Origin of the sequence: Bradyrhizobium sp. CSA112 (assembly GCF_029051645.1) — a bacterium.
GTDB lineage: Bacteria > Pseudomonadota > Alphaproteobacteria > Rhizobiales > Xanthobacteraceae > Bradyrhizobium.
Genome location: NZ_JAACFS010000028.1, coordinates 41722 through 60090, shown reverse-complemented (window position 1 = coordinate 60090; position 18369 = coordinate 41722). Strand labels below are relative to the sequence as shown.

Here is an 18369-nt window from a genome sequence, read left to right as displayed (position 1 = left end):
TAGCGTTGCTGAGCCGCGCCCAGCGGGGCTGATTGCTCAAATCAACTGAACTGCACTCCGACGCGGTACTCCCTGCGCCATACAACGCGGCATGGAAGCCGCAAGCGGTCATCTGGGATGATCAATGTGAATTCATCGGGAATGCGGAGAAAATCGGAAAACTCCAGCGCTGCACCGGTGCTGGATATGTCGCGAATAATGCATGGATACTTGTCGCCGCCGTAGTCCATCTTGGCAGCTTTCATAATTTTAACGCGTGGCGCAACCCGAGTTTCGACCACCGCAATATTCCTTATTTAAATACTCTCCTTATGGCATAGTTACGTTAATGAGCTCCTAAACAGGCAGCTTTCAGCGGCCATCACGCCGCCCAGCATTGTCCTCCGCCATCGACGCGCAAGACTTGCCCTGAGACGAACGCGCCTAAGGGGCCTGCGAACACTTCGACGACGCGGGCGACTTCGTCGACGGTGGCGATGCGGTCGAGCGTGCCGGTTTCGACCATCCGGCTTTGATCGACCGCACGCGTGCCCATGAACCGGCCGGTGCGGGTGTCGCCCGGCGCGATGCAGTTCACGGTGATGTCGTAGGAGCGGAGCTGGTCGGCGAGGCAGCGCGTGTAATGCGTCATGCCCGCCTTGGCGACCGCGTAGATCGAAGCATTGGTGCGGCCCTTGAAGGCGGCGACCGAACCGATGGTGACGATGCGGCCCTGGCGGCGCGGCATCATCTCCTTCGCCACGGCCTGGCAGGTGAGGATGGTTGAGAGCAGGTTGCGGTCGAGCACTGCGCGCACATCCTCCTCGCTGATACCGACGGCGTCGTTCGGGTCGGGCTTGCCGCCTTTGGCCGCGATGTCGCCGCCGGCATTGTGGACGAGAATGTCAATCGGGCCGAGTTGCTTTGTCGTTGTCTCGACCACCCGCGCGATGTCGGCGCCTTGGGTGAGATCGCCGAGGACGCGAATGGTGCGCACGCCATGCGCCGCTGCAACGTCGGCGGCGACCGCCGTCAGTGTCGATCCCTCGCCATATTCCGCCGGGCCATGCTCGCGCATGCCGTGGATGGCGACATCGGCGCCGAGGTTCGCGAGCCGTTCGGCGAACGCCCGGCCAAGCCCGCGGCCGGCGCCGGTGACCAACGCAACCTTATCCTTCAGCGCTCGAGCGGCGTCGTATGTCGGCATGATGTCTTCTCCTGATGTGAAAGGTCAGTCTGCGGCGAGATCGAGGCCGATGGCGAGTGCCTGCACCAGGCACATCGGCGCGACCAGCGTGCGCAGTGCCGGCTCCGGCATGTCCTGGATCTCGAATACGACCGATGCGCCCTCGACGATCGGGCTCAGCAGACTGTCGGTGATGGAAATCACCGGCACGTTGCGAGCCACCAGTTCGGGAAACAGTCGCGCCGTGTCGGGGTAATAGTTGCGGAAGCTGATCGCGACCAGCGCGTCCTCGGCGGTAGCGGGATGGGATTGCTCATGAATGCTGCCGCCGGTGCCGTCGAGCAACACCACGCGCCGCCCGAATTTTCTCAGCACATAGGCGAGATGCGTCGCCACCGGAAACGAGCCGCCAAGACCGAGCAAATAGATGTCGCGCGCCTTCGCCAGTATTTTGATGGCGGCTTCAAGCTGGTGCTCGTGGGCTGACTGACTCAGCGCTACCAGCGATGATTGCGCCTCCGCGACGAAGCGTCCCAGCACCGCGGCAGGCTTGCGGCCGAGGATCGATTTCTCCTCGCTCTTCATCCGCGCCAGCCGCGCCTTGTAGCTTGGCGCCACGCCGGCGACGAGGCGCGAACGGAACACCTGCTGCATCTGGGTAAAGCCGTCGAAGCCGAGCGCGTGGGCGAAGCGGACAATGGCCGAAGGCGGCACGCCGGAACGCTCCGCTATCTCCGCAACGGTCCCGAGCGCGACGTCGGTTGGATGGTCCAGCACGAATTCGGCGATCTGCTGCAGGCGTCCGGACAGGGCGCGATGCCGCTGGGCGATCGCGCCGCGCAACTCATCGTAATTCATCGCCGTGCCGGCAGGCTTGTCCATGGTGTCAGCTTTACCCGATCGCGGCCGTTTCGCCGATTGGTTCAATCTTCTGGTCCAAATATTCCACTTTACATTTATAATAGAACGTTCATTCTATGAGCCGCAACAAGAAAACGAAGCGTTTGGGAGGGAGCCATGACGAAGCGTGAAATCTCGCGGCGAAGCGTTCTCAAGGGCAGCCTGATGGCCAGTGCCTTTGCCGGGACGGCCAGTTATTTCGGCCCCTGGAAGCAGAATCAGGTTTGGGCGCAAGGCGCCGCCAAGCCGATCAAGCTCGGCCTGACCTGCGACGCCAGCGGCCAGTATGGCAACAGCGGCCAGGACGATCTGCGCGGCATCCAGATGGCGATCGACGAGGCCAACGCCAAAGGCGGGGTGCTCGGGCGCAAGGTCACCTGGATCACCGCCGACACCGAAACGACGCCGGCGACCGGCAGTCGCATCGCCGAGCGTTTCATCACCCGGGAAGACTGCACCATCCTGATCGGCGCGGTGCATTCCGGCGTCGCCAACGCCATCACCCAGGTCGCCGCCAAGAACGGCGTGATCTACCTCAACACCAATTCCTCGGCGCCCAGCGAGGCCGGCGAGAATTGTTCGCGCATCAAATTCGTCTGGGACGGTAACGGCACCAATTTCTCCAAGGCGTCGGTCAAGAACGCCGTCGATTCGATCGGCAAGAACTGGATGCTGCTCACCAATGATTACGTGTGGGGCCACACCACGTCGGCTGCGACGAAAGCGCAGGTCGAAGGTGCCGGCGGCAAGATCATGGACAATCTGCTGGTGCCGCAGAACACCCGTGACTTCACGGCGTATCTGTTGAAGATCCAGCAGGCGAAACCGGATGTAGTGGCGACCGCGATCGGCGGCGACGACATCAAGGCGCTGCGCGAGCAGGTTGCCCAGCTCAAGCTCGACGGCAAGCCGGCCTGGATCAACAACCAGCAGGACTGGCCCGATGTGTGGGGCGCGCCCAACAGCCTGTTCGGCGTGTTCGGCACCACCTGGTATCACAAGCTGGCGCTGCCGGGCGTAGCCGAATTCGTGAAGAAGTGGCAGGCCACCAACAAGGAGGGGTCGATCCCGGTGCCCGGAAACGTCTCCTACAACGGCTACATGGCGACGCGTGAACTGCTGCGCGCGATCGAGCGCGCAGGCTCGACCAACAATATCAAGATTATCAAGGAACTGGAAAACCTGAAGGTCTCGGCGACCGACCGCATGCAGCATTTCGATGCCTACATGGATCCGGTGACGCATCAGATGCAGCAGACGATCTACCTGGCGCGGCGTAACGCCAAGCAGTCTGATAACACCGACCTGTATGAGATCATCAGCTGGACCGAGCCGAAGGCGGCTGCCGATACGGACGCGCAAGCCAAGTGCAAGCTGACGCCCTACGAGCAGGTTCCGACCGTAGACTCCTGACGACAACGGGCTTCATCTCCTGCGGCGGGCGCAAATGCGCCCGCTGTCTCGCAATTCCAACACGAGACTGCAGCTTTGTTCGATCTGCTTCCGCATATCCTCAACGGCCTCACGCTCGGCCTTCTGTTCGCGCTGATCGCGCTCGGCTTCATGCTGATCGTCGGGTTGATGGAGCAGATCAACCTGGCGCATGGTTCGTTGTTCGCACTCGGCGCCTACTTCGCCATGCAACTGATGGGACCGCGCCCGCCGTTCCCGCCCGACCTCGCGCACGCCTGGCTCGCGATGCCGCTCGGCTGGCGCTACGTCGCGACGCTGATCCTGGCGCCGGCGGCGGTCGGCGTCGTCGGCATCGCCATCGAATTCTGCATGCGTCGCACCTACGGCAAGGATCCGCTCTACGGCCTTCTGCTCACCTTTGGCGCGGCGATGGTGATCGAGGAGACGATCCGCCTGACCTGGGGCACGCGCGATTACGTGTTGCAGGTGCCGCAAGGCGTCAGTGGCGGATTCCTGTTCGGCGATTTGATCTGGTCGACCTATCGCTTCTATGCCGCGGGCATTGCGGTCGCGATCATCGGACTGGTCTGGCTCCTGATCGAAAAGACGTCGTTCGGCGCCACCGTCAAGGCCGGCGCCCATGATAGCGAGATCGTGCGCGCGCTCGGCATCAATTTGACGCGACTGCGGCTCCTGGTCTTCGTATTCGGCACCATGCTGGCGGCAATCGCCGGAATCATCGTGGCGCCGATCTGGGGCATCCGCCCGCATATGGGCGTCGATGCCGTCATTCCGGCATTCCTGGTGATCGTGCTCGGCGGCGTCGGCAGTTTCTGGGGCGCGGTCGTGGCCGGCCTGCTGGTTGGCCTCGCCGTCGGCCTCACCGGCGCCTATGCCTCCGAATGGTCTTTGCTGTCGATGTACGTGCTGCTGGTGGCGGTCGTGACCGTCCGGGCGCGCGGCCTCTGGGGCAAGAAAAGCGTGCTCGAGGCCTAAAGATGATCCCAACGCAAAAATCCGATTCCGAGCGGCTGATAACGCCCACCATGCTGGTGCTGTTTCTGGTGCTGGCGACGGTGCCGCTGTGGATCGCGCGCGTCGGCCTCTATCCTTATCTCGGCATCGAAATCCTGATCTGGTCGCTCTATGCGCTGGCGTTCAATCTCGTGCTCGGCACGGCCGGACTGCCATCGTTCGGTCACGGCGCCTATTTCGGCATCGGCGCCTACGCGTTCGGTCTCTGCCAGTTCAATATCGTCGCCAATCTCTGGATATGCCTGGCGGCTGCGTTCGTTATCGCGGGATTGGCCGGAGCGCTGGTCGCGCTGTTCATCTCGCACCGGCGCGGCATCTACTATGCCTTCATGACCATCGCCTTCGGCCAGATCTTCTGGACGCTCGCGATCAAGTCGCACAAGGTCACCGGCGGCGAGGACGGGCTATTGAAGATCGCGCGGCTGCCGGCCGATCTTGGATTCGCCTCGTTCGATCTCGCCGGCAATGTGGCGTTCTACTATTTCGTTCTCATCGTCTTCGCCCTCGCTGTCATCGCATTGTGGCGGCTGGTGCACTCGCCCTATGGGCGCGTGATCGCGGCCATCAAGCAGAGCGAAACCCGCGCCGCGCATCTCGGCTACAATGTCTGGCTCTACAAGGCGTCGATCTTTACGCTGTCCGCGGCGGTTTCGGGCTTTGCCGGCGGCCTGTTCGCGATGGCGCAGCTCGCGGCATTTCCTGATGTGATGAGCCTGCATCAATCCGGTTACGTCGTCATGATGACGCTGGTCGGCGGCGGCCTCGTTAGCTTCTGGGGACCCGTGGTCGGCGTGTTCCTGTTCCTGATCGCGCGCGACGTGATCGGCGCACTGACCAATGCCTGGATGCTGTATTTTGGCCTGCTATTCATGGCCGTGGTGCTGTTCCGGCCCGAGGGCGTTGCCGGCGCCATTACTGCGGCCTGGCAAAACCGTTCGCTGCATTCGATGCGGCAGCAGGGCGGCTCGGCACTACGTCTGTTGTTCGGAGGCGAGCGATGGCGCTAATCGAAGTCGCAGGCATTCACGTCCGGTTCGGCGACCGCGTCGTGCTGGAAAGCATCGACCTTGCGGTGCCGGAGGGCGAATTCCACGGTCTGATGGGCCCCAATGGCGCCGGCAAGACCACCTTCTTCAACGTGCTCACCGGCCGTGTGAGACCGAGCCGCGGCTCGATCCGGCTCGACGGCGAAGATGTAACGGGGCTTGGCTCGCACCGCATCGCCGCCAAGGGCGTCGCGCGCTCATTTCAGATCATGACGCTGTTCGACGATTTCACCGCGCGCGAAAACGTCATGGTCGGCCTGCCGGGTTTTCGCGCCCGCGGCTTTGATATGCGCCACGCGGCGGACGGCGATCACGGTTTTGCAAAGGAAGCTTCAGAGGTGCTCACAACCGTCGGGCTTGCCGACAAGGGCGATGTGCGCGCCAAGGATCTTTCCTATGGCGACCGCCGCGCGCTCGAGATCGCGGTCGCACTCGGGCAGAACCCACGGGTGCTGTGCTTGGACGAGCCGACTTCCGGGCTTGGCTCCGATGGCGTGCGGCGGCTGGCGGCGCTGGTCGGGCGTCTCAAGGGCAAGCTCACGATCGTGGCCATCGAACACGACATGGAATTCCTGTTCTCGCTGGCCGATCGCATTTCGGTGATCCACTGGGGTCAGGTGGTCGCGCGCGGCGCGCCGCACGAGCTACAGCAGAATGAATGGGTCAAGCGCTCCAACCTCGGGCGGTTCGCATGATTCTCGAAGTCGAGGCGGTCGATACGTTTTACGGCGAAACCCAGGCGCTGTTCGGCGCGTCGCTGGCGGTGGAGCACGGAAAGGTGTTTGCGCTGCTCGGCCCCAACGGAGCCGGCAAGACCACGATGCTGCGTTCGATCCTGGGGCTCACGCGTCCGAGGCGTGGGGCGATCCGATTCGATGGCCGCGAGGTTACCCATAGCCCGACGCACGAAATCGCGCGCGGCGGCGTCGGCTGGGTGCCCGACGACCGGCGGCTGTGTCCGACGCTTTCCGTGGCGCGCAATCTCGGCATCGCGCAGAAGCGCACTCGGTTCCGGAGCTGGACCGTCAAGGAGACTTGCGAAATCTTTTCGCCGCTCGAATATTTGATGGAGCGCGAATGCGAAAACCTGTCGGGTGGTGAAATGCAGATGGTGGCGATCGCGCGTGCCCTCGTCGGCGCGCCCGGGCTCATCCTGTTCGACGAACCGAGCCAGGGGCTGGCGCCGAAGATCGTCAGCGACGTGCTGGCAACCATCCGTAGGCTGCGGGAGGAGGGCGTCGCCTCGCTGGTGGTCGAGCAGAACGCCGAGATCGCGCTATCGGTCGCCGATCATGCCGCGGTCATCGACCGTGGCCGGATCGCCTGGACCGGAGAAGCGGCTGCGCTCCGCGACGACGGCGCGCTCCGCCAACGCCTGCTCGGAGTTCAATGATGGCTTCGCCGCTGCTTGTCCTCGATCACGTCCGCAAGGTCTATACGCGCGGGCGCTTGGTGCGACATCCGACGTTTACGCTCAAAGCCGATCTTGAGATCGACCAACCCTCGATTATCGGCGTGGTCGGCCCGAACGGCGCCGGCAAGACCACGCTGTTCGAGATGATGACGGGTTCGAATACGCCGTCTTCTGGCCACGTCTACGTCGCCGGTACCGACATTCACCGGGTCAAATATCGCGAGCGTGACCGGCTGGCGATCCATTATCATCAGTCCTATCAGGTCCGCCGCTTCCGCAAGCTGGTCCCGTCTGTGCTGCTCGAGAAGTCGCCGACATCGGCGCCGATGGTGCATCTGTTCGACGAGCCGCAGTTCAACCTCCAGGACGGCTATATCGGCTTCATGCTCGACTTCTTCCGCAAACTGCGGGCCGAGGGTCGTCTGGTGGTGTTGTGCCTGCATCCGACCGCGACCTGGCATCTGGAGGTCCTGGCCGAAATCGCCGAGCAATATCTGCTGGTGGTCGATGGCGGCGTGACGCGACACCCCGATTTCGCGGCGCTCACCAATCAGGCACGGTTCCGCAATTATCTGGGGGCGGAAATGACGCGGGCGGCGGACGCGCTCTGCGCCGGTCGCAGGGCCGTACCCAGTTGAATCGGCTTTGCAATCCGGCCGGGCTTCGATCATAAAGGCGCCGGATCTTCAGCCGGCCCATTCGCCGTCCGGCGACAATAAAAGAGGGAGCAAGTCTCGTGGCATATTCCAATACTCAATTGTTCATCAACGGCAAATGGCGGCCGAGCCAGTCGGGCAGGACCATCGCCGTGCTCAACCCGGCGACCGAGGAAACCATCGGCACCGTGGCCCATGCCGATCGCGCCGATCTCGACGAGGCGCTGGAAGCGGCCGCCAAGGGTTTCAAGGTCTGGCGGGCGGTGGCGCCGTTCGAGCGCTGCAGGATCATGCGCAAGGCGGCGGCGATCATGCGCGAGCGCAATGACGAGATCGCGCCGCTGTTGACAATGGAGCAGGGCAAGACGCTGGCGGAAGCCAAGATGGAAGCGATGGCGGCAGCCGACGTCATCGAGTGGTTCGCCGAAGAAGCCAAGCGCGCCTATGGAAGGGTGATTCCGGCGCGCGGCCCCGGCATCTACCAGATCGCGGTCAAGGAGCCGGTCGGCCCGGTCGCGGCCTTTACGCCGTGGAATTTTCCGATCAACCAGGTCGTTCGCAAGCTTTCCGCAGGGCTTGCGGCCGGCTGCTCGATCATCGTCAAGGCCCCCGAGGAAACGCCGGCTTCGCCAGCGCAACTGATCAAGGCGTTCGTCGATGCGGGCGTGCCTGATGGCGTCATCAACCTGGTCTATGGCGTGCCGTCAGAGATTTCGGAATATCTCATTCCGCATCCGGTGATCCGCAAGATCTCGTTCACCGGATCGACTGTCGTGGGCAAGCAGCTCTCCGCATTGGCGGGCCTGCACATGAAGCGCGCCACCATGGAACTGGGCGGCCACGCGCCGGCAATCGTGTTCAAGGACGCCGATGTGTCATCAGCCGCGAAAATTCTGGCGGCGGCGAAGTACCGCAATGCCGGCCAGGTCTGCATTTCCCCGACGCGCATGCTGGTGCAGGACGACGTGTTCCGCGAATTTGTTGACAAGTTCGTTGAGGGCGCCAAGTCGATGAAGGTCGGCAACGGCCTGGACCCGGACTCGAAGATGGGTTCGCTCGCCAACCCGCGCCGCGTCACCGCCATCGAAGGCATGGTGCAGGATGCCGTGGGCAAGGGCGCCAAGCTCGAGACCGGCGGCCACCGCGTCGGCAACAAGGGATACTTCTACGAACCGACCGTGGTCAGCGACGTGCCGAAGGATGCGCGTGCCATGAACGAGGAGCCGTTCGGGCCGCTGGCGCTGATCTCCCGCTTCTCCACCTTCGACGAGGTGGCCGAGGAAGCCAACCGCTTGCCGTTCGGTCTGGCGTCGTACGCCTTCACCAGTTCGACCAAAACGGCGACCGCGATCGGCGCTGCTATCGAAGCCGGCATGGTCTCGATCAACAGCTTTGGCCTGGCGCTGCCCGAAGTGCCGTTCGGTGGCGTGAAGGATTCCGGCTACGGCTCGGAGGGCGGCACCGAGGCCATGGAAGGCTACTTCAACACCAAGTTCATTACCCAGACCGGGGTGTGAACCAGGCCACGAAGCCAACGCGGTTTGCTTCGCCCACGTGATATGGCCCGACGCTCCTCCGGAGCGTCGGGCTAATTTCTTACTATCCATGCAAGAAGCAAAACGACCAGCACGATCAGCCCTGCCGACAGGCTTTTCCAGAACACGAGCGGATCGCGCTCGTAGAGCGAGCGTCGCGCCGCGACGGCGGGCTTCGCCCACATCGCGCCGTTTTCGAGCTCGTGCGAGAACTCGATGACGTCGCCGTAGCGCTGCGCCGGATCGACGTTGAGCGCCTTGCCGACCACTGCGTCCAGCCAGGCCGGCAGGTCGGGGCGGTAGCGCGAGAGGTAGGCGGGCTTGCCGAAGCGGGGCCGCGAGAACGGCTCGATCTCGCCATAGGGATAGGCGGCGGTGAACATCCGGTACACGGTGACGCCGAGCGCATAGAGATCCGAAAACTCGTCGCCGGGCCGCCCGCCGAACAGCTCGGGCGCCATGTAGCTCGGTGTGCCCGGAATATCCTCGGCCGGGAAATCCTCGAGCAGCGGCACGCGCGCGACGCCGAGGTCGACCAGCCGCAATCCGCCGGCCTTCAACAGGATCACGTTATCAGGCTTGATGTCGCGATGGATGATGCCGGCCCGGTGCAGGGTCGCGACCGCGCGCGCCAGCTTGGTCGCGATCCCGATGCCTTCGGCGAGCGAAAGCTGCGGCGACCGATTAAGCCGCTGTTCCAGCGTCTCGCCTTCGTAAAGCGGCATCACCGAATAGAGCCGGGTCTGGCGTTCGGCGGGCAGTTCGATGATCTCGCCGATCCACAGGCTTCGAACGCGAGCCGCGACCCACGCCTCGCGAACAAAGGCGAGGCGATAGGAGCCCTCGCTGGCCACGCGCGGATGAGGAAATTTCAGCACGAGTTCGCGGCCCTGCCGCTTGTCGATCGCCTTGAACAGCCGGCTGTAGCGGCCATCCGACAATATTTCGCCGAGCGTGAAATCGTCGATGACGTCGCCTGTTTCGGGCAGATCCAGGATAGGAAGCGTCGCGATCGAGTGGGTGAGCTCGTCGCGGTCCGCGGGCGGCAGGTCGACGACGTCGAGCACCAGCGCGGTCATGTTGTCGCTGGAGCCGGCATCCAGCGCCGCGTCGACCAGTGCGCGCGCGGATTCTTCCGGCGATGTTCGTTCGCTCAACAGCACCTGCAGCCGGTGGTCGGCCAGCACGCCATGAACGCCGTCGCTGCAGATCAGAAGCCTGTCGTGCTGGCGCAGTCCGACGGTCGCATAATCGAAGCGGGCAAAGTCCTCGAAACCGATGGCGCGGTTGAGCAGATGGGCCAGATCGCCGCGTCCGGCGATGTGATCCGTGGTCAGGCGCTCCAGGCGCCCTTCGCTCAGGCGGTAGGCGCGGGTATCGCCGATGTGAATGACGTGGCAAAGCCGCCGCGACAGGATGATCGACGAGAAGGCGCAACTCATGCCGCTGAGCAGGGGGTCGGTGCGGCCCTGCGTGTAGATCCAGCTATTGGCGGCTTCCAGCGAGCGCGAGGCCCGGCGGCGCACGCCGAGCGTTTCTGGGAGGGAATAATAGGCATCGATGAAGCAGCGAACCGCTAGCTCGGCAGCTTCGCGTCCGCCTTTATACCCGCCGACGCCGTCGGCGACGGCGGCGACAATATCGCGGTTGGTCGCGCCCGCGCGGCCAACGCAGGTCCCGACGTAATCCTCATTGGCGGAGCGCTTGCCGGTCTCGCTGACGAAGCCGACGCGAACCCCGAGATTTCGTTGCGAACCGATCGTCACCCGCGAAGCCTGCCGAGTTTGCAGCGCTGGTCGTCAGACCCGCGCTCCCGATGCGGCGCCCCATGTGGTGCGCCAGCGGACCTTGACCATGGCAAGTCCCAGGAAACCAAGCAACGCCAGCAGGCCGAAAAACAGGAAGCCTGCGCCGAATCCGCCGGTCATTCCCTTGGCGACGCCGAGCGCCTTGGCAAGGAAGAAGCCGCCGATGCCGCCGGCGCAGCCGACCATGCCGGTCATTAGGCCGATCTCCTGACGGAAGCGGAGTGGAATGAGCTGAAACACGGCGCCATTGCCCATGCCGAGCGCGAGGACTCCGATGGAGAACAGCAACACCGACATCCAGGCGATCCGCGGCATCTGGGTGAGCGCCCAGCCCGCAGGCGTCGGCGCGGCCGGTCCTTCCGGCATGAAGGCGATGGCGACATACGCCGCCACGACGACTCCAAACAGCATCGACAATGAACGGATGCCGCCGATGCGGTCGGCGATCAGGCCGCCGACGGGACGGAAACCCGAACCGAAAGCGACGATCAAGGACACCAGCAGGCCTGCGGCCACGCCTGATACATGATATTGCACGGTGAAATACAGCGGCAACGCGTTGGCCAGTCCGACGAAGCCGCCGAAGGTGATGAAGTAGAAGAACATGAACCAGCGGCTGTCGGGATCGCGCAGCAACGCACCATAAGCCTTCAGCGAAATCGGCTTCCGCTCTCCGGGCGCATCCTTGGCGGCATAGGCATAGTAGGCGAGGATCAGCAGCATCGGGACGAGCAGCACGCCGAATACGGCTTGCCAACCCCAGTATTCTGCGATCGTCGGTGCGAACATCGTGTCGAGCACGACACCCATGTTGCCGGCGCCGGCGATCCCCATCACCACGCCCTGATATTGCGGCGGGTACCAGCGGCTTGCCTGCGGCAGCGCTACCGCGAACGAAGCGCCACCGATGCCGAGCGCAAGGCCGAATAACTCCACCGACAGCTTGCTCGGAAGTCCGAAGTAGCAAACCCAGCCGGTCGCGGCGATGACGACGAGTTGCGCGACAATTCCGGTCCGTTTGGCGCCGAACAGATCGGCGAAAATGCCCATCGGCACCCGCAGCAACGCGCCGGCCAGAACCGGAATGGCGACGAGCGTGAACTTCTCGTCGACGGCGAGATTCATGTCGTGCACGATGTAGACGATCAACGGACCGAGCGCGACCCAAGCCATGAAGCTTATGTCGAAATAGAGAAAGGCGGCGAGCAGCGTGGGCCAGTGGCCGGCCTTCTTGAATTCAGCAAACTTCATCGAGCAGCCTCGAACATCGGCGCGTGATACCGCGCAGGCGCGCAGTGATCTCGGCACAAAGGAACGGAATGTTGGGAAGCGAGTCGTCTCGTCGTTGAGACGCACTACTGGTCTCAACGTCAGCAATTCGTGTGCCAGAAGCAGCGAGCGCCCTACTTAGCGTTTATTTGCAGTGCCTTGCCGGGCGCCGAGAAACTGCCGCGAATCCGGCCACTGCTCTGTTTGTCGGCAAGAACAGCCGCTCGAACGTGCAGTGTGGTGTTTTATTATGCTGAGCCAAATATTAACGGAAAGGCGAGGCTGAAAAGCCGCTGTTCCGCGGATGCCATTTGCGGGGGCGAGCTGACGCCGGTTTATTGGCGAATATTCGCATTGTGCACAATGCATAACCCGCATGGGTGATTTTTTGGGCATTCGTGCACGCGAACGGGCCGCCAACTAACGATTCATCGACTGAAGCCGCGCGCTGCGCCCGAAAAACTACGGATCCGGCGTTGGCACGCCTCTTGAATACGTAAAATATCGATCGTCAGAGTCGACGGTCCGCTGCCCGCCGATGGGCATTCCCAATCAATCAATACTTTTTGCCGATCGACGATGCAGGGCTGCGTCGCTGAGAGGGACCATCGGAACCTGGATAGAAGGCAGAGCATGCTCGAGAAAATAAACAAGCAAAAGTTGGTGGTGATCGGCAACGGTATGGCCGGCATCCGCACGGTCGAAGTGTTGCTGGACCGTGCGCCCGATCTCTACGACATCACCGTCTTCGGCTCCGAGCCGTACGGCAACTACAATCGAATCTTGTTGTCGCCTGTGCTCGCCGGCGAGAAGACCGTCGACGACATCATGCTCAACACCGAGCAGTGGTACGAGGATAACGGGATCACGCTGCGCAAGGGCGAAATGATCGAGATGATCGATCGCCGAACCTGCGAAGTCGTCACCATGGAAGGCGCGCGGGTACCCTACGATCGCCTGCTGATCGCCACCGGCTCGAACCCGATCATGTTGCCCCTCCCGGGCAAGGACTTGCCGGGCGTCATCGGCTTTCGCGACATTCAGGACGTCGAGCACATGGTTCATGCCTCGACGAGCTACAAGAATGCCGTCGTGATCGGCGGCGGTCTGCTCGGCCTCGAAGCCGCCAACGGCTTGATGAAGCGCGGCATGAACGTCACTGTCGTGCATCTGCTCGACACGCTGATGGAGCGCCAGCTCGATCAGGTCGCGGGTGGATTGCTGCGCAAGTCGCTGGAAGAGCGCGGCATGGTGTTCAAGATGCCCGCGCAGACGCAGGCGATCCTTGGTGAGGATCGCGTGACCGGCGTGCGCTTTGCCGACGGCGAGGAGATCCCGGCCGATCTGGTCGTGATGGCGGTCGGCATCCGCCCGAATGTCGAACTGGCGCGCAAGGCAGGTCTGTATTGTGAGCGCGGCATCGTCGTCTCCGACACCATGCAGACCTACGACGGGCGGATCTATGCCGTCGGTGAATGCGTGCAGCACCGCCGCCAGACCTACGGCCTCGTGGCTCCCTTGTTCGATCAGGCCAAGGTTTGCGCCAACCATCTCGCCATGAAGGGCTTCGCCACCTATGACGGTTCGGTGGTTTCGACCAAATTGAAGGTGACCGGGATCGACCTGTTCTCCGCCGGCGATTTCGCGCCGGGTGCGGACAAGGAAGAGATCGTCATGCAGGACGCTTCCCGCGGCGTCTACAAGCGGATCATTCTGCGCGACAAGAAGATCATCGGCGCCGTGCTCTATGGCGATACCATCGACGGCCCGTGGTACTTCCAGCATCTGCGCGACGGCACCGACGTTTCGCAAATGCGCGAGCGGCTGGTGTTCGGCGCCGCCAATCTCGGCGATGGTGGCCATAGCGGCAAGAACTCGGTCGCCGCCATGAGCGACGAAGCGGAAATCTGCGGATGCAACGGCGTCTGCAAGGGTACGATCGTCAAGGCGATCAGCGAAAAGAAACTCTTCACGATCGACGACGTGCGGGCCCACACCAAGGCATCCTCGTCGTGCGGCTCATGTACCGGCCTGGTCGAGCAGGTTCTCGCCTTCACGCTCGGCGGCGACTATTCGGCGGCGCCGAAGGTCAAGCCGATGTGCGCGTGCACCGATCACAGCCATGATGACGCGCGCCGCGTCATCATCGAGAACGGCTTGAAGACCATCCCCGATGTGATGAGGTTCATGGACTGGAAGACGCCGAACGGCTGCCACTCCTGCCGGCCCGCCTTGAACTATTATCTGCTCGCCACCTGGCCCGGCGAGTATCGCGACGATCAGCAGTCGCGCTACATCAACGAGCGCGTTCACGCCAACATCCAGAAGGACGGCACGTATTCGGTCGTGCCGCGGATGTGGGGCGGCGTCACGACGCCGGATGAATTGCGAGCCATCGCCGATGTTGCGGACAAATTCAAGATTCCGACTGTCAAGGTAACCGGCGGACAGCGCATCGATCTTCTGGGCGTGAAGAAGGAGGATTTGCCCGCGGTCTGGGCCGACCTCAATGAGGCGGGGATGGTATCGGGCCACGCCTATGCCAAGGGACTGCGCACGGTGAAGACCTGTGTCGGTTCGGAATGGTGCCGTTTCGGTACGCAGGATTCGACCGGTCTCGGCATCAAGATCGAGAAATTCATGTGGGGCTCATGGACGCCGGCCAAGGTGAAGCTTGCGGTGTCAGGTTGTCCGCGCAACTGCGCGGAGGCGACCTGCAAGGATGTCGGCGTCGTCTGCGTCGATTCCGGTTTTGAGATCCATTTCGCCGGTGCCGCCGGTCTTCACATCAAGGGGACCGAATTCCTGACCAAGGTTTCGACCGAGGAGGAGACGCTCGAAATCATCGCCGCGCTGACCCAGCTCTATCGTGAGCAGGGCTGGTATCTGGAGCGCATGTACAAGTGGTGCGATCGGATCGGTCTCGATGCCATCCGCAAGCAGGTGGTCGACGATGTCGCCAATCGCAAGGCGCTGTTCGGCCGCTTCGCCTATTCGCAGCAATTCTCGCAGAGCGATCCGTGGGCGGCGCGCGCCCAACGCGGCGTCGACCGCAACGAATTCACCCCGCTGGCGGAGCTGGAACTCGCATGACGAAATGGATCGAAATCGGGGCGCTGAACGATATTCCCGTTCTCGGCTCGCGCGTCGTGCGGACGGCGTCCGGAGACATCGCGGTATTTCGAACTGCCGATGACGAGGTGTTCGCGCTCGACGATCGCTGTCCGCACAAGGGCGGACCGTTGTCGCAAGGCATCGTCCACAACAAGCGCGTCACCTGTCCGCTGCACAATTTCGTCATCGAGCTCAGGAGCGGCACGGCGGTCGCGCCCGATGAGGGATGTACGCGCGCACATCCGACCAAGGTGGAGAACGACATCGTTTGGCTTTGCGTTCAGACGGCGGCGGCCGTGCCCGCTGAGTGAGGTGATCGCCCGTGCCAGTGAAGACAACCTGTCCGTATTGCGGCGTCGGCTGCGGCGTTGTCGCTGACAGGGATGCCGCTGGCACAGTGACCGTCCGGGGCGATCCGCTTCATCCCGCCAATTTCGGACGGCTGTGTGGGAAAGGCTCGGCGCTTGCCGAGACCATCGGCCTCGAGGGGCGGTTGCTCGCGCCTGTGATCAACGGCCAGGAAACGAGCTGGGATACGGCGCTCGACCATATCGCGGACGGATTTGGCAGAACCGTCCGCGAGCATGGACCGGATTCGATCGCCTTCTACGTGTCCGGCCAGATTCTCACCGAGGACTATTACGTCATCAACAAGCTCGCCAAGGGCTTCATCGGCACCGCCAACATCGACACCAATTCGCGGCTATGCATGGCGTCGAGCGTGGCGGGCCACAAGCGTGCGTTCGGCAGCGACACCGTTCCGGGCTGTTATGAGGATCTCGAAACCGCCGATCTTCTGGTCCTCGTCGGCTCCAACGCGGCCTGGTGCCATCCGATCCTTTACCAGCGAATGACGGCCGCCAAGGCCAACAATCCCGCATGCCGCATTGTCGTCATCGATCCGCGGCGGACCGCGACGTGCGACGGCGCCGATCTGCATTTGCCGCTTCGCTCGGGCAGCGATTCGGTGCTGTTCAACGGCTTGCTCGCGCATCTTGCATCGCGCAATGCCATCGACAGCGCGTTCGTGGATGGATTCACCACGGGCGCCGAAGCCGCGCTGCGGCAGGTTGCCGGCCAGACGGTCGCACAGACCGCCGCCATCTGCGGTCTGGCAGAGGGCGCAGTGGCGTTGTTCTTCGACTGGTTTGCCAAAACTGAACGGGTCGTCACCCTTTATTCGCAGGGCGTCAACCAGTCGAGCAGCGGCGTCGACAAGGTCAATTCGATCATCAACTGTCATTTGTTGACCGGCCGTATCGGGCGGCCCGGCATGGGCCCGTTCTCGCTGACCGGACAACCCAACGCCATGGGCGGCCGGGAAGTCGGCGGGCTGGCCAATCAACTTGCCGCCCATATGGAGCTCGAGAAACCGCAACACCGCGATATCGTGCAACGGTTCTGGGGTTCGCCAGTTATCGCGGACAAGCAGGGCCTGAAGGCCGTCGACATGTTCGATGCGATCGCGGACCGGCGCATCAAAGCGGTCTGGATCATGTCCACCAATCCGCTGGTCAGCCTGCCGGATGCCGATCGCGTTCGCGCAGCGCTCGATGCTTGCGACCTTGTCGTCGTCTCCGATTGCATGCGGCATACCGACACCACGCGTCATGCCCACGTATTGCTCCCGGCGCTTACCTGGGGCGAAAAGGACGGCACCGTCACCAATTCCGAGCGCCGCATTTCCCGGCAACGGCGGTTCCTGCCGGCGCCCGGCGCCGCAAGGGCCGATTGGCAGGCCGTCTGCGACGTCGCCCGGCGGATGGGTTTTTCGGGATTCGACTATCCGAACGTTGCCGCGATCTTCCGCGAGCACGCCAGGCTTTCCAGTTTCGAGAATGAGGGGACACGCGATTTCGATCTGTCCGCCCTGAATACGCTCGACGATCGCGCCTACGATGCGCTTACCCCGATTCAGTGGCCGGTGACGCGGGAATATCCGACCGGCACGCCGCGGATGTTCGAGACGGGTGAATTCTTCACCGCCGACCGCAAGGCCCGTTTCGTGCCGGTAACGCCGCGTGCTGCCGTGAATGCAACCAATCGCGACTACCCGCTGGTGCTCAATACCGGGCGGGTCCGCGATCAATGGCACACCATGACGCGGACCGGAAAATCGCCGCGGCTGCTGGCACACGCGTTCGAGCCTTATGCTGAATTCCATCCCGACGATGCGCGTATGACCGGCGTCGAGAATGGCGGACTCGCGCGACTGACGAGCCCCTGGGGCGAGATGGTGGCGCGCGTCGTCGTCACTGCCGAGCAGCGGCGCGGCTGCGTGTTCGTGCCGATGCACTGGAACGGCGAATATGCTGGCGACGGTCGGGTCAACGCGCTGGTCAATCCGGCCATCGATCCGATCTCCGGACAGCCTGAGTCAAAGCACACGCCGGTCAAGGCGGCCGCTTACTTGCCGAAATGGCATGCCTTCATCCTCAGTCGCCAGGAGATCGAGCGTCCCGCCGCGGGTTACTGGGTCGGTGGGCTTTCGGGCACGTGCTGGCGGATGGAGCTCGCCGGCGACGAGCGGCCGCCGAGCTGGCGCGATTGGGCGCGGGCGAAGCTCCGCGTCGGATATGACGATATCGAGTGGATTGCCTATCGCGATCCGAAGGCCGGCCGTTTCCGCTACGCGGCCGTTCGCGACGGCCGGCTGGAAGGTTGCGTGTTTATCGCTCCCGATCACAAGCTGGTCTCGCGGTCGTGGCTATCAGGGCTATTCGCCGAGCAGGCATTATCGCCGAATGCGCGGATGTCGCTGCTGACAGGGCAGCCGCTGGATGCGGCCCAGGATGTCGGGCCGATCGTCTGCTCGTGCTTCGGCGTCGGGCAGCACCAGATCTCGGCCCAGATCCAAAAAGGGGCAGCCAGCGTCGAGGCCGTCGGCCGGCTTTTGAAGGCGGGCACCAATTGCGGTGCCTGCAAGCCGGAGATCGGCAAGCTGTTGCGCGGCGCATCCCTGCGGGATCCGCACGCGGCATGAGAGCGGCCGGAGCGGCGCGGCCGGTTCTGAT

At 63.2% G+C, this 18369-nt stretch carries 15 protein-coding genes; 10 read left to right on the top strand and 5 right to left on the bottom strand.

From position 1 onward, the window contains the following. Nucleotides 1-41 precede the first annotated feature (41 nt). From GWE18_RS31145 to GWE18_RS31135, 3 genes are all read right to left on the bottom strand, one after another. A complete protein-coding gene (locus GWE18_RS31145) occupies nucleotides 42-230 on the bottom strand; it encodes a PilZ domain-containing protein (protein ID WP_275189593.1) in 189 nt (62 codons plus the stop codon). Between the two features lie 131 nt (nucleotides 231-361). Further along, entirely contained in the window at nucleotides 362-1186 is an 825-nt protein-coding gene (locus GWE18_RS31140) for an SDR family oxidoreductase (protein WP_275189549.1), read from the bottom strand. A gap of 24 nt (nucleotides 1187-1210) precedes the next feature. After that, a complete protein-coding gene (locus GWE18_RS31135; protein WP_275189548.1) occupies nucleotides 1211-2047 on the bottom strand; it encodes a MurR/RpiR family transcriptional regulator in 837 nt (278 codons plus the stop codon). 135 nt (nucleotides 2048-2182) lie between these two features. On the opposite strand from GWE18_RS31135, the gene GWE18_RS31130 reads away from it, so the two are divergent. The 7 genes from GWE18_RS31130 to GWE18_RS31100 all read left to right on the top strand — a co-directional run bounded on the left by GWE18_RS31130 (nucleotide 2183) and on the right by GWE18_RS31100 (nucleotide 9146). Further along, on the top strand, nucleotides 2183-3478 hold the full coding sequence (locus GWE18_RS31130) for an ABC transporter substrate-binding protein (protein ID WP_275189547.1): 1296 nt from the start codon (nucleotides 2183-2185) through the stop codon (nucleotides 3476-3478). 75 nt (nucleotides 3479-3553) lie between these two features. Next, a complete protein-coding gene (locus GWE18_RS31125) occupies nucleotides 3554-4474 on the top strand; it encodes a branched-chain amino acid ABC transporter permease (RefSeq protein WP_275189546.1) in 921 nt (306 codons plus the stop codon). Between the two features lie 2 nt (nucleotides 4475-4476). After that, nucleotides 4477-5520 (top strand): branched-chain amino acid ABC transporter permease, encoded by a 1044-nt coding sequence (locus GWE18_RS31120; RefSeq protein WP_275189545.1) that lies wholly within the window; start codon nucleotides 4477-4479, stop codon nucleotides 5518-5520. Then, the gene (locus GWE18_RS31115; RefSeq protein WP_275189544.1) at nucleotides 5511-6254 is read left to right on the top strand and encodes an ABC transporter ATP-binding protein; all 744 of its coding nucleotides are present in this window, start codon (nucleotides 5511-5513) and stop codon (nucleotides 6252-6254) included. The genes GWE18_RS31120 and GWE18_RS31115 overlap by 10 nt, the downstream gene beginning before the upstream one ends. Further along, nucleotides 6251-6952: an ABC transporter ATP-binding protein gene (locus GWE18_RS31110; RefSeq protein ID WP_275189543.1), complete on the top strand. Its 702-nt coding sequence runs from the start codon at nucleotides 6251-6253 to the stop codon at nucleotides 6950-6952. The genes GWE18_RS31115 and GWE18_RS31110 overlap by 4 nt, the downstream gene beginning before the upstream one ends. Beyond that, a complete protein-coding gene (locus tag GWE18_RS31105) occupies nucleotides 6952-7611 on the top strand; it encodes an ATP-binding cassette domain-containing protein (RefSeq protein WP_275189542.1) in 660 nt (219 codons plus the stop codon). Before GWE18_RS31110 ends, GWE18_RS31105 begins: the two co-directional genes overlap by 1 nt. A 98-nt stretch (nucleotides 7612-7709) precedes the next feature. Continuing rightward, nucleotides 7710-9146 (top strand): NAD-dependent succinate-semialdehyde dehydrogenase, encoded by a 1437-nt coding sequence (locus GWE18_RS31100; RefSeq protein ID WP_275189541.1) that lies wholly within the window; start codon nucleotides 7710-7712, stop codon nucleotides 9144-9146. A gap of 71 nt (nucleotides 9147-9217) precedes the next feature. On the opposite strand, the gene GWE18_RS31095 is transcribed toward GWE18_RS31100, so the two are convergent. Next, on the bottom strand, nucleotides 9218-10930 hold the full coding sequence (locus GWE18_RS31095) for a bifunctional protein-serine/threonine kinase/phosphatase (protein ID WP_275189540.1): 1713 nt from the start codon (nucleotides 10928-10930) through the stop codon (nucleotides 9218-9220). Between the two features lie 33 nt (nucleotides 10931-10963). Further along, nucleotides 10964-12223 carry an MFS transporter gene (locus GWE18_RS31090; protein WP_275189539.1) on the bottom strand — a complete coding sequence of 420 codons (1260 nt, stop codon included), beginning with the start codon at nucleotides 12221-12223 and terminating at the stop codon, nucleotides 10964-10966. Between the two features lie 651 nt (nucleotides 12224-12874). On the opposite strand from GWE18_RS31090, the gene nirB reads away from it, so the two are divergent. From nirB to GWE18_RS31075, 3 genes are read left to right on the top strand one after another with little or no spacing between them, the layout of a single operon-like run. Then, nucleotides 12875-15334 (top strand): nitrite reductase large subunit NirB, encoded by a 2460-nt coding sequence (nirB, locus tag GWE18_RS31085; RefSeq protein ID WP_275189538.1) that lies wholly within the window; start codon nucleotides 12875-12877, stop codon nucleotides 15332-15334. Continuing rightward, nucleotides 15331-15666: a nitrite reductase small subunit NirD gene (nirD, locus tag GWE18_RS31080; protein ID WP_275189537.1), complete on the top strand. Its 336-nt coding sequence runs from the start codon at nucleotides 15331-15333 to the stop codon at nucleotides 15664-15666. The genes nirB and nirD overlap by 4 nt, the downstream gene beginning before the upstream one ends. Before the next feature lie 11 nt (nucleotides 15667-15677). Then, nucleotides 15678-18338, top strand: coding sequence for a nitrate reductase (locus GWE18_RS31075; RefSeq protein WP_275189536.1), 2661 nt, complete (start codon nucleotides 15678-15680; stop codon nucleotides 18336-18338). Nucleotides 18339-18369 lie beyond the last annotated feature (31 nt).

Bases quoted from the DNA above. Each gene is read 5' to 3' on its own strand.
- GWE18_RS31145 (WP_275189593.1), bottom strand. From the start codon at position 230: ATGGACTACGGCGGCGACAAGTATCCATGCATTATTCGCGACATATCC.
- GWE18_RS31140 (WP_275189549.1), bottom strand. From the start codon at position 1,186: ATGCCGACATACGACGCCGCTCGAGCGCTGAAGGATAAGGTTGCGTTG.
- GWE18_RS31135 (WP_275189548.1), bottom strand. From the start codon at position 2,047: ATGGACAAGCCTGCCGGCACGGCGATGAATTACGATGAGTTGCGCGGC.
- GWE18_RS31130 (WP_275189547.1), top strand. From the start codon at position 2,183: ATGACGAAGCGTGAAATCTCGCGGCGAAGCGTTCTCAAGGGCAGCCTG.
- GWE18_RS31120 (WP_275189545.1), top strand. From the start codon at position 4,477: ATGATCCCAACGCAAAAATCCGATTCCGAGCGGCTGATAACGCCCACC.
- GWE18_RS31115 (WP_275189544.1), top strand. From the start codon at position 5,511: ATGGCGCTAATCGAAGTCGCAGGCATTCACGTCCGGTTCGGCGACCGC.
- GWE18_RS31110 (WP_275189543.1), top strand. From the start codon at position 6,251: ATGATTCTCGAAGTCGAGGCGGTCGATACGTTTTACGGCGAAACCCAG.
- GWE18_RS31105 (WP_275189542.1), top strand. From the start codon at position 6,952: ATGGCTTCGCCGCTGCTTGTCCTCGATCACGTCCGCAAGGTCTATACG.
- GWE18_RS31090 (WP_275189539.1), bottom strand. From the start codon at position 12,223: ATGAAGTTTGCTGAATTCAAGAAGGCCGGCCACTGGCCCACGCTGCTC.
- nirB (WP_275189538.1), top strand. From the start codon at position 12,875: ATGCTCGAGAAAATAAACAAGCAAAAGTTGGTGGTGATCGGCAACGGT.
- nirD (WP_275189537.1), top strand. From the start codon at position 15,331: ATGACGAAATGGATCGAAATCGGGGCGCTGAACGATATTCCCGTTCTC.